Annotated in this window: 12 protein-coding genes; 7 read left to right on the plus strand and 5 right to left on the minus strand. The window is 69.3% G+C overall.

What is annotated here, in order from left to right; translation table 11 throughout:
- Positions 1 to 8 precede the first annotated feature (8 nt).
- The gene (locus Q333_RS0108365; RefSeq protein WP_029416295.1) at positions 9 to 1,472 is read right to left on the minus strand and encodes a cryptochrome/photolyase family protein; all 1,464 of its coding nucleotides are present in this window, start codon (positions 1,470 to 1,472) and stop codon (positions 9 to 11) included.
- A gap of 103 nt (positions 1,473 to 1,575) precedes the next feature.
- Between Q333_RS0108365 and kdsA the strand changes: the two genes are divergently transcribed.
- The 4 genes from kdsA to Q333_RS0108385 all read left to right on the plus strand — a co-directional run bounded on the left by kdsA (position 1,576) and on the right by Q333_RS0108385 (position 6,217).
- Positions 1,576 to 2,457: a 3-deoxy-8-phosphooctulonate synthase gene (gene kdsA, locus Q333_RS0108370; protein WP_029416296.1), complete on the plus strand. Its 882-nt coding sequence runs from the start codon at positions 1,576 to 1,578 to the stop codon at positions 2,455 to 2,457.
- A 193-nt stretch (positions 2,458 to 2,650) separates the two neighbouring features.
- On the plus strand, positions 2,651 to 4,108 hold the full coding sequence (rfaE2, locus tag Q333_RS0108375; protein WP_029416297.1) for a D-glycero-beta-D-manno-heptose 1-phosphate adenylyltransferase: 1,458 nt from the start codon (positions 2,651 to 2,653) through the stop codon (positions 4,106 to 4,108).
- A complete protein-coding gene (gene rfaD, locus Q333_RS0108380; RefSeq protein WP_029416298.1) occupies positions 4,105 to 5,103 on the plus strand; it encodes an ADP-glyceromanno-heptose 6-epimerase in 999 nt (332 codons plus the stop codon). The genes rfaE2 and rfaD overlap by 4 nt, the downstream gene beginning before the upstream one ends.
- Positions 5,104 to 5,113: 10 nt before the next feature.
- Positions 5,114 to 6,217 (plus strand): DUF3089 domain-containing protein, encoded by a 1,104-nt coding sequence (locus Q333_RS0108385; RefSeq protein WP_029416299.1) that lies wholly within the window; start codon positions 5,114 to 5,116, stop codon positions 6,215 to 6,217.
- On the opposite strand, the gene recG is transcribed toward Q333_RS0108385, so the two are convergent.
- Positions 6,214 to 8,304: an ATP-dependent DNA helicase RecG gene (recG, locus tag Q333_RS0108390; RefSeq protein ID WP_029416300.1), complete on the minus strand. Its 2,091-nt coding sequence runs from the start codon at positions 8,302 to 8,304 to the stop codon at positions 6,214 to 6,216. The genes Q333_RS0108385 and recG overlap by 4 nt on opposite strands.
- Positions 8,305 to 8,402: 98 nt before the next feature.
- Between recG and Q333_RS0108395 the strand changes: the two genes are divergently transcribed.
- Together Q333_RS0108395 and mfd are read left to right on the plus strand one after the other, a co-directional pair.
- A complete protein-coding gene (locus Q333_RS0108395) occupies positions 8,403 to 8,726 on the plus strand; it encodes an FAD assembly factor SdhE (RefSeq protein WP_029416301.1) in 324 nt (107 codons plus the stop codon).
- Positions 8,726 to 12,178: a transcription-repair coupling factor gene (gene mfd, locus Q333_RS0108400; RefSeq protein WP_029416302.1), complete on the plus strand. Its 3,453-nt coding sequence runs from the start codon at positions 8,726 to 8,728 to the stop codon at positions 12,176 to 12,178. The genes Q333_RS0108395 and mfd overlap by 1 nt, the downstream gene beginning before the upstream one ends.
- Here mfd and Q333_RS0108405 read toward each other — a convergent pair.
- Entirely contained in the window at positions 12,175 to 13,485 is a 1,311-nt protein-coding gene (locus Q333_RS0108405; protein WP_157072422.1) for a diguanylate cyclase domain-containing protein, read from the minus strand. The genes mfd and Q333_RS0108405 overlap by 4 nt on opposite strands.
- 192 nt (positions 13,486 to 13,677) lie before the next feature.
- Here Q333_RS0108405 and Q333_RS0108410 point away from each other — a divergent pair, with 192 nt between their 5' ends.
- Positions 13,678 to 14,610: a YihY/virulence factor BrkB family protein gene (locus tag Q333_RS0108410; protein WP_029416304.1), complete on the plus strand. Its 933-nt coding sequence runs from the start codon at positions 13,678 to 13,680 to the stop codon at positions 14,608 to 14,610.
- Here the strand turns inward: Q333_RS0108410 and Q333_RS0108415 are convergent.
- Together Q333_RS0108415 and Q333_RS0108420 are read right to left on the minus strand one after the other, a co-directional pair.
- Entirely contained in the window at positions 14,576 to 14,818 is a 243-nt protein-coding gene (locus Q333_RS0108415; protein WP_029416305.1) for a sulfurtransferase TusA family protein, read from the minus strand. The genes Q333_RS0108410 and Q333_RS0108415 overlap by 35 nt on opposite strands.
- A complete protein-coding gene (locus Q333_RS0108420; protein WP_029416306.1) occupies positions 14,815 to 15,309 on the minus strand; it encodes a CinA family protein in 495 nt (164 codons plus the stop codon). The genes Q333_RS0108415 and Q333_RS0108420 overlap by 4 nt, the downstream gene beginning before the upstream one ends.
- Positions 15,310 to 15,328 lie beyond the last annotated feature (19 nt).

Genomic DNA, 15,328 nt, shown 5'->3' on the forward strand with positions numbered 1-15,328 from the left:
AGCTACGGTCAATCCTCCGGAAAGGCTTCACCCCCGCCGGTCACGACCTTCAGGGCCGCGAGCGCCCGTGCGCGCGCCTCCGCATGGTCCACGAGGGGATTTGGATAGGTGCGACCCAGCGTCACGTCCGCCGCGCGCAGGATCTCCGGCGGCGCGGTCCATGGCGAATGGACGAAGGCGGGCGACAACCGTTTCAGCTCCGGGACCCAGCGTTTCACATAGGCCCCGTCCGGATCGAACTTCTGGCCCTGGGTCACCGGATTGAAGATGCGGAAATAGGGCGAAGCGTCGGCCCCCGACCCCGCGACCCACTGCCAGTTCTGGCTGTTCTGGGCCAGGTCGGCGTCCATCAGACAGTCCCAGAACCAGGCCTCGCCCTTTCGCCAGTCGATCAGCAGATGCTTGATCAGGAAGGAGGCCACGATCATCCGCACCCGATTGTGCATGAAGCCCGTGGTCCAGAGTTCGCGCATGGCCGCATCGACGATGGGGTAGCCGGTCCGACCCTTGGTCCAGGCCTCGAACTGGACCGCGTCGTTGATCCACGGCATCCGGTCGTACTCCGGCCGGAAGGCGTCGGTCGGCAGGGTCGGGAAGTGGTGCAGCAGATGGGCCGAGAAGTCTCGCCAGATCAGTTCATTGGTGAACTTGTCCGCCTGACCCTCTGAAACGCCATTGGAACCGGCCGCGTCGTAGGCGGCCGTCCAGGCGCGCCACGGGCTGATCTCGCCGAAGTGCAGATGCGGCGACAGGCGGCTGGTGCCCGGTCGATCCGGCCGGTCTCGGTCGTCGGCGTATGTCTTGAGGCCGGTCTTCAGGAAGTCCGACAGTGCCTTCGTCGCACCGGCCTGGCCCGGCTCGCCGAGGAAGCCGGTGGACCAGTCCGGTCGGGTCGGATGCAGGCCCCAGGCGTTGATATCTTCGCTCTCGACCTCGGGCGCGCCGGACAGGTCGCGCGGCCCGGGCGTGTGGGCCGGCGCCGTCGCCTGGGCCCGCAGCGCCTTCATGAAGGGGGTGTAGACCTTGTACGGGCCGCCCGCGCCGTTCAGCACCGTGCCGGGCGGGGTCAGCAGGGTCCCGTTGAACCCCTTCACCTCGATCCCGTCGCCCTTCAGCGCATGTGCGATATCCTTGTCGCGTGCCCAGCCGTCCGGCTCGAACAGCCGGTTCAGCATCACGCAGGTCGCCCCGCTCTGGTCGATCAGGCGGCGCAACTCAGCCTCCGATTCGCCCCTCCGCAGCACCAGTCGCCCGCCGCGCTCGGCGATGGAGGCCGACAGCGCCCGCAAGGACTTGTCCAGCCACCAGCGGCTGGCCCCGCCGATCGGCCGCACGGCCGGACCGTCGTCGAGGATGTAGACCGGCAGGATCGGCCGCGCCGTGGCCTGCGCCGCCTGCAGCGCCGGATTGTCCGCCAGCCTCAGATCGCGCCGGAACCACAGGATGACGGGCGGCTCGCGGTCTGTGGTCACGCCTTCCGGCTCCGTGCTAGGTTGAACGGGACGGCGGTCGGGGCCACCTGACCGCCCCATAGGCTGGGCCATACGAACGCGCCAGCCGCCAAACCGTCGCTACTTGGAAAGCCCGCTCGTGACCGCTCCCAACTCCGTCATCACCCTGTCCGGCAACGGCATCACCACGCCCGTCGTCATCGGCGGCGGCGCCCGCATCGCCTTCATCGCCGGCCCCTGCCAGCTCGAAAGCCGACAGCACGCCTTGGAAATGGCCCATGCGCTGAAGGAGATCGGCCAGCGGCTGAACGTCGGCATCATCTACAAGACCAGCTTCGACAAGGCGAACCGGACCTCGGCCACGGCCGCGCGGGGCATCGGCCTTGAAGGCGCCCTGCCCATCTTCGCCGAGATCCGCGAGGTCACCGGCCTGCCGGTCCTGACCGACGTCCACAACGAGGAGCAGTGCGGCATCGCGGCCCAGGCCGTAGATGTGCTCCAGATCCCGGCCTTCCTCAGCCGCCAGACCGACCTGCTGCTGGCCGCCGCCGCGACGGGCAAGGCCATCAACATCAAGAAGGGCCAGTTCCTGGCCCCCTGGGACATGAAGAACGTCATCGCCAAGGTCGTCGGCGCGGGCAATCCGAACGTCATGGCCTGCGAGCGGGGCGCTAGCTTCGGCTACAATACGCTCGTCAGCGATATGCGGGCCCTGCCGGTGCTGCGCGACATCGGCTGCCCAGTGGTGTTCGACGCGACCCACAGCGTCCAGCAGCCGGGCGGGCAGGGGACCTCATCCGGCGGCCAGCGCGAGTTCGTGCCGGTGCTGGCCCGCGCCGCCGTGGCCGTCGGCGTCGATGCGGTCTTCATGGAGACCCACCAGGACCCCGACCACGCCCCGTCCGACGGCCCCAACATGGTGCCCCTGTCGGAGTTCGAGGCTCTGGCCGCCGACCTGATCGCCTATGACGACCTGTCCAAGGCCCGGATGGCGAAGGCGGCCTGATCTCTGAAAATCGCCGTGCGTCCGAAAATGGCGTAGCGGCGCTGTATCTTCGCGATGGGCCCAAGCTTCGGTTTGTCGAAACGGACTTCTTGGACTCCCTGCACTCCTTGGACTCCCTGGACTCCTTGGACTCGCTTTTTTCAGGCAGCCTGTGCGGTTGTCTCGACGCTCCACGCACTTTAGCTGAGGGTTCATGACGGATGCGAACCTCGACCTCGGCGGATTGCAGGCGCTGCTGGACAAGGCGCGCAGTCTGGCGATCGCTTGCGTCGGCGACCTCATGCTGGACCGCTATGTTTACGGCGAGGTCAGCCGGATTTCGCCGGAGGCACCCATTCCCGTCCTGCGCGCCCGCCGCATGGTCGCCATGCCCGGCGGCGTCGGCAATGTGGCGCGCAACGTCGCGGCGCTCGGCGCCACCGCTCGACTTGGCGGGGTTGCGGGTGACGATGCGCCCGGCGCCGAGCTGGCCTCGCTGGTCTCCGCCGAGGCGCGGATCGAGGATTTCATTGCCCGAACGGCGGCGGGCGGCACCATCGTCAAGACGCGCTATGTCTCCGGCGGCCAGCAGCTGATGCGCCTCGACGAAGAGGAGCCGGTTGTCGGCGCCTTCGAACGCGACGACGTGTTTTCAAACGCTTCGGCCATTCTCCTGTCAGACTACGCCAAGGGCGTCGTCACCGAGCGCCTGATCCGCTCGGCCCTGTGGCAAGCCCAGAACGCGGGCGTCCCCGTCATCGTCGACCCCAAGGGCCGCGATTTCGCCCGCTACGGCGCCGTCGACGTCATCAAGCCCAACGCGTCGGAGCTGGCCGGCGCCACCGGCCTGCCGGTCGAGACCGACGCCGAGGTCGAGGCGGCGCTGTCCGCCCTGCTGGAGACCACCACGGCCAAGGCAATTGTCGTCACCCGGGCGGGCAAGGGCATGAGCCTGATGCGGCGCGGCGGCGCCGTCCGCCACTTCCCCGGACGGGCGCGCGAGGTGTTCGACGTCTCCGGCGCCGGCGACACCGGGCTCGCGGCGCTGGGTCTCGCGCTGGGGGCCGGGGCCTCGCTGGAGCAGGCGGTGCAGCTGGCGATCCTCGCGTCCGGCGTCGTCGTGGGTAAGAGCGGCACGGCCGTGGTCACCCCCGCCGAACTGGTCAAGGCCGAGGTCAGCCAGCACGCGGGAGCTGCGATGGCCAAGGTCACCGGCCTCGACGATCTCGCCGCCGAGGTCGAGGCCTGGCGGGCCCAGGGCCTGAAGATCGGCTTCACCAACGGCTGCTTCGACATCCTGCACCGCGGCCACGTCGCCTATCTGGCCCAGGCGCGCAGTTGGTGCGACCGTCTGGTGGTCGCCTTGAACACCGACGCGTCGGTCCGCGCGCTGAAGGGCGAGGGGCGGCCGGTCAATGACCTCGACAGCCGCGCCGTCGTCATCGGCGGCCTGGCCAGCGTGGACCGCGTGACGTCCTTCGACGATCCGACGCCCATCCGACTGATCGAACGGCTGCGGCCCGACGTCCTGATCAAGGGCGCGGACTACACCCGCGAGGGCGTCGTGGGCCGCGACCTGGTCGAGAGCTGGGGCGGAGAGGTGCGGCTGGCCGCCTTCACCGACGGATTCTCGACGACCAAGACCATCGAGACGATGAAGGGATCGGCATGAGGCGGGCGGTCGTGGTCACGGGTGGGGCCGGCTTCATCGGCTCCAACATCGTCTCGCGCCTGTGCGCCGACGATCGCTGGGACGTCATCGTCTGCGACCGGCTGGAGAGCGCCGAGCTGGGCAAGTGGCGCAACATCGCCAAGTCCCCCATCGCCGACTTCTGGCAGCCGGAAGAACTGTTCCAGCAGCTGGACCGCCACGTCGATCGGGTGACCGCCATCGTCCACATGGGGGCCATTTCCTCGACGACCGAGCAGGACGCGGACCTGATCCTGCGCACCAACTTCAGCCTGTCGCGCGATCTGTGGGACTGGTGCGCGCTGAACGACACGCGGTTCATCTACGCCTCGTCCGCCGCCACCTACGGCGACGGTTCGGCGGGGTTCGAGGACGCCGACGATCTTGCGTCCATCTCTCGGCTTCAGCCGCTAAACGCTTATGGATACTCAAAGAAGCTGTTCGACCAATACGCGGTGCGGGAGGCTTCCCGCGACCATGCGCCCAAGCAGTGGGCGGGGCTGAAGTTCTTCAACGTCTACGGCCCCAACGAAGGGCACAAGGGAGGGATGAAGTCCGTCATCGCCCAGATCTGGCCCAGGGTCGCGGCGGGAGAGACCGTCAGCCTGTTCCGCTCGCATCACCCGGACTACGCCGACGGTGGCCAGCTCCGCGACTTCGTCTTCGTCGACGACGTTGTGGCCATCGTCGACTGGCTGCTGTGCGAGGATCACCTGAGCGGGATCTTCAACGCCGGTTCGGGTCAGGCCCGATCCTTCCTCGACCTCGCGAACGCCACCTTCGCCGCCGCCGGCAAGGAGCCCCGCGTCGCCTACATCGACATGCCCGAGGCCATCCGCGACCGGTACCAGTACTTCACCCGGGCCCCGATGGACCGGGTGCGCTCCCTCGGCTTCTCTGGCCAGTCGACGCCGCTGGAAGAGGGTGTGCGTCGCTACGTGCAGACGTATCTGAGCCAAGCGGACCCCTATCGGTGAGGGCCTGGTGATCCTGCCCCGGCTGACGCTACGCCAGTGGATCGGCTGGACCGGGTTCGCCCTGGTCTTCCTGCTGACGGCGGCCGTGGCGGTGTGGCGGGGCGACATCCTCCGGGCCGGGCTGGACCCGCAGATCCCGTTCCAGACCTATGACCCTCCGCCCGCGCCGGACTACGCGGACGCGACCGCCTGGGCCCTCCGCGATGTGCGTACGCCAGGCGCGGGGCCAGCGGCCGTCTTCTTCCTGCACTCCACCACCTATGACGGCGGCAAGGAATGGAACGGTCTGATCGGCGACCCCGACGCGGACGCCTATCTCCAGCGCGTCGTTCTTCCGAACTACGCGGGCCCCTTCGCGCGGACCGGCTCCGTCAGCGCTCCGCGCTATCGTCAGGCCTCGCTCTACACGCGGCTGACGCTGCGGGACGACGCGCGCGACGCTCGGGCCTTCGCCTATGGCGACGTGTTGACCGCTTTTGACACCTGGCTGGCGGCGCATCCGACGGGACCGCTGGTGCTGGCAGGTGTTGAGCAGGGCGGGGAGCTGATCGACCGTCTGGTGCGCGAGCGGATCGCGCCCGATCCGGCGCTGAGCGAACGGGTCGCCGCCGTCTATCTGATGGACGTCATCGTGGCGCGCGATCCCCTGTCGCCGTCACTGCCCGCCTGCGCCACCGCCACCAGCATCGGCTGCGTCGTCGCCTGGTCTGGCGTGGACGAGAAGAACGACGGTGCCGCCCAGCGCCGCCTGCGTCGGGCCCTGATCTGGAACGGCAACGGCCGTCTGGTGGACCTCGCGGGGCGTCCGGCGCTTTGCGTCAACCCGGTCAGCGGGGCCGCCGACGGATCCGCCGTGCCCGCGCGTCGCCACCACGGCGCCGCCAACGCCACGGGGCTGGAGTGGGGCGTGCGGCCCGCCTTCATCGACCGGGCGGTGGCGACCCAATGCCGAGACGGCATCCTGCGCCACACCGAGCTGACGACCGAATCTTTCCGCGAGGTCGGCGACTGGGCGGATCGGAGGAAAGCGCGCCAATACAATCTGTTCTATGCCGATATTGAGTCTGACGTTGAGCGACGCCTGAACGTCTGGATGGCCTCCAACGCGGGCTAGTCCAGCGCCGCTCGTTCGGTCTTCCAGTCGAACAGCGCCTCCAGCACCTGGATCGCCTTGCCGCGCTCCGACAGCAGATCGGGGTCGCGGCCAAGCACCAAGCGCGCGTCGTCCGCGGCAGCCAGAAGCAGGGCCCGGTGTCGGATCGGATCGGCGAAGCGATAGGCCGGGAATCCGCTCTGCCTCAGACCCAAGGGATCGCCGCCGCCCCGCAGCCGGAAATCCTCCTCGGCGATCTCGAAGCCGTCCTCGGTGCGGCGCAGCGTCTCCAGCCTCTGGCGCGCCGTCTCGCCCAAGCCGCCATCCTCGCCGCCGTAGAGCAGGATGCAGGCGCTGGCCTTGGCCCCCCGGCCGACCCGGCCGCGCAGCTGGTGCAGCTGGGCCAGGCCGAAGCGGTCGGCGTGCTCGATGACCATGATGGAGGCGTTGGGCACGTCTACTCCGACCTCGACCACGGTCGTGGCGACCAGCACCGGCAGGCGGCCGTCTGCGAAGTCGGCCATCACGGCTTCCCGCTCCGCTCCCGGCATCTGGCCATGCGCGAGACCGACCTCGGCGCCCAGAAGGCGGCGCAGATCGACGGCGCGCGCCGCCGCAGCCGCCAGATCGACGGCTTCGGATTCGGCCACCAGCGGACAGATCCAGTAGGCCTGCGCCCCGCTCTCGACCGCCGCCTTCAGCCGCTTGGCCACCTCGCCGATGCGGGCCAGCGGCAGGACGGCGGTGGCCACGGGCGTGCGGCCGGGCGGCTTCTCCGTCAGGCGACTGACGTCCAGCTCGCCGTACTGGGTCAGCTCCAGGGTGCGCGGGATCGGCGTGGCCGACATGGTCAGCAGATGGACGCCGCCGGTCCGCGGATCGCCCTTGGCCTGGAGCCGGGCCCGCTCGTTGACACCGAACCGGTGCTGCTCGTCGATGACCGCCAGCCCCAGCCGGTCGAACCGCACCGCGTCCTGGAACAGGGCGTGGGTGCCGATCGCCACCCGCGCCTCGCCGGACGCCAGGGCCGCCAGTTTCTCGCGTCGCTCCGCCGGGGTGTCGCGTCCGGTCAGCAGGATCGCGGGCGCTCCGGCCGCTTCCAGCATCGGGCCGAGCCGCTGATGGTGCTGACGCGCGAGGATCTCGGTCGGGGCCATCAGGGCGGACTGGAAGCCGCTGGAGGCCGCGTCGGCCATGGCCAGCGCCGCCACGGCGGTCTTGCCCGAGCCCACGTCGCCCTGCAGCAGCCGCCCCATCTGCTCGCCCGACGCCAGGTCGCGACGGACTTCGCCCACCGCCTGATCCTGCGCCCCGGTCAGGCGGAAGGGCAGGGCGGACAGCAGCGCCTCCGACACCACGCCCGGCCGGATCACGGGAGCCGGCGTGATCTGTCGCGCCCGTCGACGTCGCGCCAAAGCCAGTTGGTGCGCCAGGAGCTCGTCATAGGCCAGCCTCTGCCGGACCGGCGCATCGGCTTCCAGATCGAGCTCGATCGACGGCGCATGCAGGGCCTCAATCGCCGCCCGCCAGCCGAGCCACCGTTGTTTCGCCAGCCATGCGGCGTCCTGCCACTCCGGGAACTCGGGCGCGGCGGCCAACGCCGACAGGGCGATCTTGCGCACCTGCCGCGAGGTGATCCCCTGCGTCGCCGGATAGACAGGCTCGACCGCCGGAATCTCCTCGCCCTTGTCCAGCGGGACGATCCAGTCGGGGTGAACGATCTGGACCTCGTTGTTGTAGCGCTCGACCTTGCCCGACACGAGGCGGCGCTCGCCGCGCGGCAGTTGGCGCTCGATGTGCTGGGGGCTGCCGCCGAACCAGATCAGGTGGACGAAGCCGGTGTCGTCGCTGGCTCGCACCTTCAGCGGCGCGCCCGGCCGGTTTGGGGCGACCATGCGATCGACGACGATGTCGAACACGCCGACCTGGCCTTCCACCGCATCAATCGCCGTGGTGCGACGGCGCGTGATCACCCCCGTCGGCGCCAGGAACAGCACGTCGCGCACCAGCGGCCCGGCCAGCTTCTGCACCAGCGGCAGGGTGCGCGGACCGACGCCCTTCAGCGAGCCGACCTCCGCGAACAGGGGAAACAGAATCTCCGGGCGCATCGCCTGCGACCATAGCGGTCGCGGCGACGCTGGCGAAACGGGCAGGGGAACGCTATCTGCCACGGCTTGTTGGAATGATGGACCGGGCAAGGATTCTTGTGGCCGAACACGACGCGCGCGCCGAAACACCCTCTGATCCTCGCCGCGAGCGGCTGGGGCGGCTGACCTTCCGCGCCTGGCGTCGGGGCTTCCGCGAGGCCGATCTGGTGCTCGGGCCCTTCATGGAGGCCGAGGGCGCGGCTCTGTCGGACGCCGAACTCGACGCCTTCGAGGCTCTGCTGGCCGAGGACGACCACGACCTCTACGCCTGGATCATCGAGACCAGGCCCACGCCCCCGCCGCACGAGACCCCGCTGATAACCCGCCTGCGCGCCTTCATGCGCACCCATGTCTCAGCCGCGGTCGCCGAGGGAGCGGGCTGATGGACGGGACCCAGATCGAACGTCGCACGGACCAGACCCTGGGCGGGGCGCCCGAGGGCATGGATGCCTTGGTCATCGCCGAGCGGCTGAAGGCGTCCAGCGGCGTCGCCGTGTTCGTGGCGCGGGACGCCACGCGCGCCACGGCCTTCAAGCAGGCGTTCGGCTTCTTCGCCAAGGACGTTCAGGTTCTTGAGTTTCCGGCCTGGGACTGCCTGCCGTATGACCGGCTCAGCCCGACATCCGGCGTCTCCGCCGAACGCATGGCGGCGCTGACGACGCTGGCCCGGCGCGAGGCCGATGCGCGCGAGCCCCTGCTGGTCGTCACCACGGTCGCCGCCGCCATGCAGCGCACGCCGCCGCGCGAGATCACCTGCGCCGCTGGCTTCGAGGCCGTGGTCGGGCTCGATCTCGACCTCCAGGCGCTGGAGACCTACTTCGCCATCAACGGCTATGTCCGCGCCTCGACCGTCAGCGACCGTGGCGAGTTCGCCGTGCGTGGCGGGGTGGTCGACGTCTTCCCGCCCGGTTTCCCCGAGCCCGTGCGACTGGACATGTTCGGCTCCGAGCTGGAATCGATCCGCACCTTCGATCCGGAGACCCAGCGCTCGACCGGCCAGCTGCGCGAGGTCTCGCTGTCGCCGGTGTCCGAGGCCCTGCTGGACGCCGACAGCATCAGCCGCTTCCGCAGCAGCTATCTCAACCTGTTCGGGGCGCCCGGCGAGGACCCGATGTACGCCTCGGTCAGCGAAGGCAGCCGCCGTCAGGGGTTCGAGCACTGGCTGCCCCTTCTCTACGACCGGCTGGAGACCCTGTTCGACTATCTGCCAGATCGGGCTTCGATCTTCGTCGATCATCAAGCCGACGCCGCCCGCGCCGACCGTTGGAACCTGACCAAGGACGCCTACGAAGCCCGTCAGGAGGCGTCGAAAGCCAAGGGCGGAGGGGCCAATCGTGCCCTGCCGCCGGAGCGTCTGTATCTGCCCGAGGAGGAATGGAACGGCGCGCTCGCCGGTCGGTCCGTCCGGCGCTTCAGCCCGTTCGACGGCGGAGCCGAGGACGCGGGCGGTCGGCTGGGTCGCACCTTCGCCGCCGAACGCGCCCAGGACAGCGTCAACCTGTTCGAGGCCGTCGCCGCCCATGCCGGCAAGCTCAAGGCCGAGGGCAAGAAGGTCCTGTTCGCCAGCTGGACGGAGGGTTCGTCGGACCGTCTCGGCGTCATGCTGTCCGACCACGGTCTGGAGCCAGTCGTCGCCGTCCGCGACTGGGCCGATGTGCAGGCGGCGTCCAGGGACCTGTTCCTGCGCGCCGTCCTGTCGGTGGAGCACGGCTTCGTCACCGACGACGTCGCCGTCATCTCCGAAACCGACATCCTCGGCGACCGCCTCGCGCGGCCCAAGCGCAAGCGCAGGGCGTCGAATTTCCTGGCGGAGGCCTCGGCGCTCACGACCGGCGACCTCGTCGTCCACCTCGACCACGGCATCGGCCGCTATGAGGGGCTGAAGACCCTGGAGATCCAGGAGGCGCCGCACGACTGCCTCGAGCTTCTCTACGCGGGTGACAGCAAGCTCTATCTGCCCGTTGAAAACATTGACCTCCTGACCCGATACGGCGCGGAATCCGACGACGTCCAGCTGGATCGTCTGGGCGGGGCCGGCTGGCAGGCGAGGAAGGCCAAGGCCAAGCAGCGGCTGCGCGACATGGCCGAGGGCCTGATCGCTCTGGCCGCCAAACGCGCGCTCAAGACCGGCGACGCGATCACTCCGCCGCAGGGCCTGTTCGACGAGTTCTGCGCCCGTTTCCCCTACGAGGAGACCGACGACCAGCTGAACGCCATCGGCGACGTGCTGGAGGACCTGGGCAAGGGGTCGCCGATGGATCGCCTGATCTGCGGCGATGTCGGCTTCGGCAAGACCGAGGTGGCCATTCGAGCGGCCTTCGTGGTGGCCATGAGCGGGCAACAGGTGGCCATCGTCTGTCCGACGACGCTCCTCGCGCGTCAGCACTTCAAGACGTTCAGCGAACGGTTCGCCGGCTGGCCGATCAAGGTGCGGCACCTGTCGCGGATGGTCACGGCCAAGGAGGCGGCCGAGACGCGTGCGGGCCTGAAGGACGGTAGCTTCGAGATCGTCGTCGGCACCCATGCGGTGCTGTCCGATCAGGTCGGCTTCAAGGACCTGGGCCTCGTCATCGTCGACGAGGAGCAGCACTTCGGCGTCAAGCACAAGGAGAAGCTCAAGAGCCTCCGCGCCAACGTCCACCTGCTGACGCTGACCGCCACGCCCATTCCGCGCACCCTGCAGATGGCGCTGTCGGGCATCCGCGAGATGTCGATCATCGCCACGCCGCCGGTCGATCGTCTGGCGGTCCGCACCTATGTCGCGCCGTGGGATCCGGTGATGGTGCGCGAGGCCCTGCTGCGCGAGAAGTATCGCGGCGGCCAGGCCTTCTACGTCTGTCCGCGCCTGTCGGACCTGCCCGACATCGAAGCGTTCCTCCGCGTCCAGGTGCCCGAGATCAAGTTCGTCGTCGGCCACGGCCAGATGAGCCCGACCCAGCTCGAAGACGTGATGAGCGCATTCTACGACGGCAGCTACGACGTGCTGGTCTCGACCACCATCGTCGAAAGCGGCATCGACATTCCGACCGCCAACACCTTGATCGTGCACAGGGCCGACATGTTCGGCCTAGCCCAGCTGCACCAGATCCGGGGGCGCATCGGGCGGTCCAAGGCCCGCGCCTTCGCCTATCTGACGACCGATCCGAACAAGCCCATGACCCTGTCGGCCGAGCGGAGACTGCAGGTGCTCCAGTCGCTCGACAACCTCGGCGCCGGCTTCCAGCTGGCCAGCCACGATCTGGATCAGCGCGGCGGCGGCAATCTGCTGGGCGACGAACAGTCGGGCCACATCCGCGAGGTCGGCGTCGAGCTCTATCAGCAAATGCTGGAGGACGCCGTCGCCGAACTGCGCGCCAACGGCGAGGCGGGCAGCGTCGACCGGGGCTGGTCGCCCGCCATCAACGTCGGCGCGGCCGTCCTGATTCCAGAGGATTACGTCCCGGACCTGAACGTCCGCCTCAGCCTCTACCGCCGCCTGTCCGACGCCGAGAACACCGAGAGCCGCGAGGCCCTCGCCGCGGAACTGATCGACCGCTTCGGGCCTCTTCCGGACGAGGCCAGGCAGCTGCTGCGCATCGTCGGCATCAAGGCCAACTGCAAGACGGCCTCCGTCGAGCGCATCGACATCGGGCCGAAGGGCGCGGTCCTGACGCTGCGCGACAACCGCTTCCCCAATCCCGCGGGCCTCGTCGGCCTCATCCAGAAGAACCACGCCAGCTGGAAGATCCGGCCGGATCAGAAGATCGTGGTCAAGGGCGACTGGCCGACGCCGGAGGACCGTCTGAAGGTCGCCGAGCGCATCACGACCGACCTGGCGCGGGTGGCGGGGGCCTAGGCCGCCCGCACGGCGTGCAGGTCGGCCGAGGCGCGTTCCAAAACGGCCGCCGCGCTTTCGCCCGGCATCAGCTCGGCCACCCCGACGCGGAACTCGACCACGAACGGCGAGCGGTCCGGACCGGCGTCGAAGGCCGTGCAGCCGATCACCGCCGCGATCCGCTCGGCCGCCAGCCGCGCGGCGGCGCCCGGCGTGGCAGGTAGGGCCAGGGCGAAGACTTCCGGCGCCAGGCGAGCCGCCGTGTCCTCGACCCGCACCAGTCGCGACACCATCGCCCCGATCTGCGGCATGGCGCGATCCAGCCAGCCGCCGCGCCGGGCATGGCCCAGCGTTTCGGTTTCCGACACCTTCAGCACGCAGATCGACAGCGGTCGCCGCCGCGCCGTCGCGGCCTCGGCCACCCGGCCGAGATGGCTGGCGAACAGGGTCGGAGTGAACAGGCCCGTTGTCGGGTCCATGACGCCGGACCCTCGCGCGCCTTCCAGGGCCTTGCGGATCGCCAAATGGCGGCGGTGGGTGTGGGCCAGCGCGAGCACGCGGGCGGCGATGTCCGGTTCCGGCGTCGAGGCGGCGGCGACTTCCGAGAAGCCGCGATTGTAGAGCTCGCCCAGATTGATCTCGCCTTCGGAGCGCAGATAGAGGGCCAGCGGGATGTGATAGAGCCGCGTGTTCCGCTTCATGCCGGAGGCGATGCTCAGCGCCGGCGCATGGTCGGGCGCACCCCACAGCACCGCCGCGTCGAACGGGCTTTCGTGCAGATAGTCGAAAGCGGTGTAGGGCGTGGGCGCCGCCACGATCTCGGCCCCGGCCTGGGTCAGGGTGTTGGACAGGCCGATGAAGCGGTGATCGGGCGCTCCAGCGATCAGGATGCGTACCGGGCTTTCGTCCGGATCGCCCGCGTCCAGCGAGGCCCCGTGCAGCGCCAATGTCTGGCGACGCAGGCGGAACTCTTCCTCGGTGATGGCCGCGCGGACCAGCTGCTCGAGCCGCAACCCGAGCTGCGTCGGATGCGGCGCGTCGGCCATCGCCAGGTCGATGCCGTCGTCGGCCACGGCTGAACCGATTGACACGACCGGCAGACGCCGCGCGCCGGCGGCCAGCCGCAGGGCATCGGGCAGGGCGGCGACTTCCGGATGGTCGGCGTCGATGATGGCCGCTTCCAGCTTGAAGTCGCCCAGCGCCGCCACGGCCGCGCCGCCGGTTCGCGCCGTCATGGTGCGCCAGCCGAGCCCGTCGAGGCCCCGGCACAGGGCCCCGATCCTGTCGTCGGTCTGCGCGACGACCAGAACACGTGGATCAGAAAGCAAGTCGGCCATCCCCCAATGGCCCCCCAGCCGGGGCCGCGTCCGCGACGCGCCTGGAGCATACCGATCCGGCGCCACCGGGCGCAATGCGCAATACCCCCTACAGGCGAAGACCCTCTCGGTAATGTGAGGCTTCCATGACAGACGATATGCGCTAGGGTGCCGCCGCGCAGGGGGGCTGTGGCGGGAACCGGTTTGAGCGGACAACGGACGGACATCGCTACCCCCGGCTACTGGATGCGCCTGTCAGGCCGGGCTTTCGCGCGCAGCTGGGGCCGCGACGTCATGCTCTACACGGGCGGCGTCTCCTTTTTCGCCCTGCTGGCTGTGTTTCCGGCGATCGCCATTCTGATCGGCTTCTACAAGGCCGTGCTCTCGATCGGTCAGGTCAGCGAGCAGGCTGCGGCGCTCGCAGACGTCATGCCCTATGCCGCCAGAGCCATTTTCCAGGCCGAGGTGGAACGGCTGACCAACGCGTCGGCACGCACCGTTTCCTTCCAGAGCGCCTTCGCCCTCGTCGTCGGCGCCTATGCCGCGCACCGGGGGTTCAAGGCCCTGCTGGCCGGCTTGAACCTGATCCACGACGAGACCGAGCCGCACGGCTTCCTCAAGTTCAACCTGCTGGCCTTCTTTGTCGCCCTGTTCGCCTTTGCCCTGTTCACGGTGATCTCGGGCGCGGTCGTGACCGGGCGGCTGCTTCAGCATACGGCGGGTGAGACTGCGGGCGGTGGGCTCTCGCTGGGCGGTCTGGTTCCGGCGCTTGGACTCGGCATGGGGCTGACCATGCTCTACCGGTATGCCATGTCGCATCGGACGCCAGTGGCCTGGGTTCCGGCGCTGGCGGGCGGGTCGGTGGCGACCATCCTTTCAATGATCTCGTCTTGGCTCTGCGCAATCTATGTCGAGCAGATCGCCCCGCTGGGTGCCACCTACGGCTCGGTCGGCGCGGTCGTGGTGCTGCTGATCTGGCTGTCGTGGAACGTCAACGCCATCTTCTACGGCGGGGCCTTCGCCACCGAGATGGAGATCGCCAAGCGCGCGCGCGGTGCCCCTGATTTCGACGACGAAGGAACGGAAACAACCGCCGCAATCGTCAACCTGTCGGAGCGGCGGGCCTCTCGACGGTGATGGTCAGGACGCCGTCGGCCTCGACGATGTCGACCACGTACCCGCCCAGTTCCCGCATCAGATAGGGCGCGTCGATCCGCGCCATCGGATCGGTCGCCAGCAGCACGGCGCGCCCGGCCGCTGGGGCTTCCGCCAGCGCCTTCCGCAGCCTCAGCGTCGGCACCGGACAGCGATGGCCGCGCGCGTCGATGGTCAGAAGTGCGCTCATCCGGCCTCGCAGGCGGCGAGCAACAGACCTAGCGCTACTCGGGTAGAAGCCAGCCGAACGCCTTCCCGATTCAAACCGTCAAAGACCCGACGTTCGTGCACGATGCCCGACGCCGAGGCGCAACCGAAATGGACGAGACCCACAGGCTTTTCGGTCGAACCTCCGCCGGGGCCGGCGATGCCGGTGATCGAGACCGCCAAGTCAACCCCGGCCGCCTCCCGCGCGCCCTTGGACATCGCACGAGCGACGGGCTCCGACACCGCCCCATTCGCTTGCAGCATCTCTTTGGCTACCCCCAGCAGGTCGGTCTTGGCGGCGTTGGAATAGGTGACAAAGCCTCGATCCACCACGGCCGACGATCCCGCCACTGCCGTCAGGGCGCCCGTCACCAGCCCGCCGGTGCAGCTTTCGGCGGTCGCGATCGTCCAGCCTCGCGCCATTGCAGCGGCAATGACGGCGGCGGCCAGGTCGGCGATGTCGTCGGGGAACATGGGGCTTTCCGAAGCGGCC

The sequence above is a fragment of the Brevundimonas bacteroides DSM 4726 genome (assembly GCF_000701445.1).
GTDB lineage: Bacteria > Pseudomonadota > Alphaproteobacteria > Caulobacterales > Caulobacteraceae > Brevundimonas > Brevundimonas bacteroides.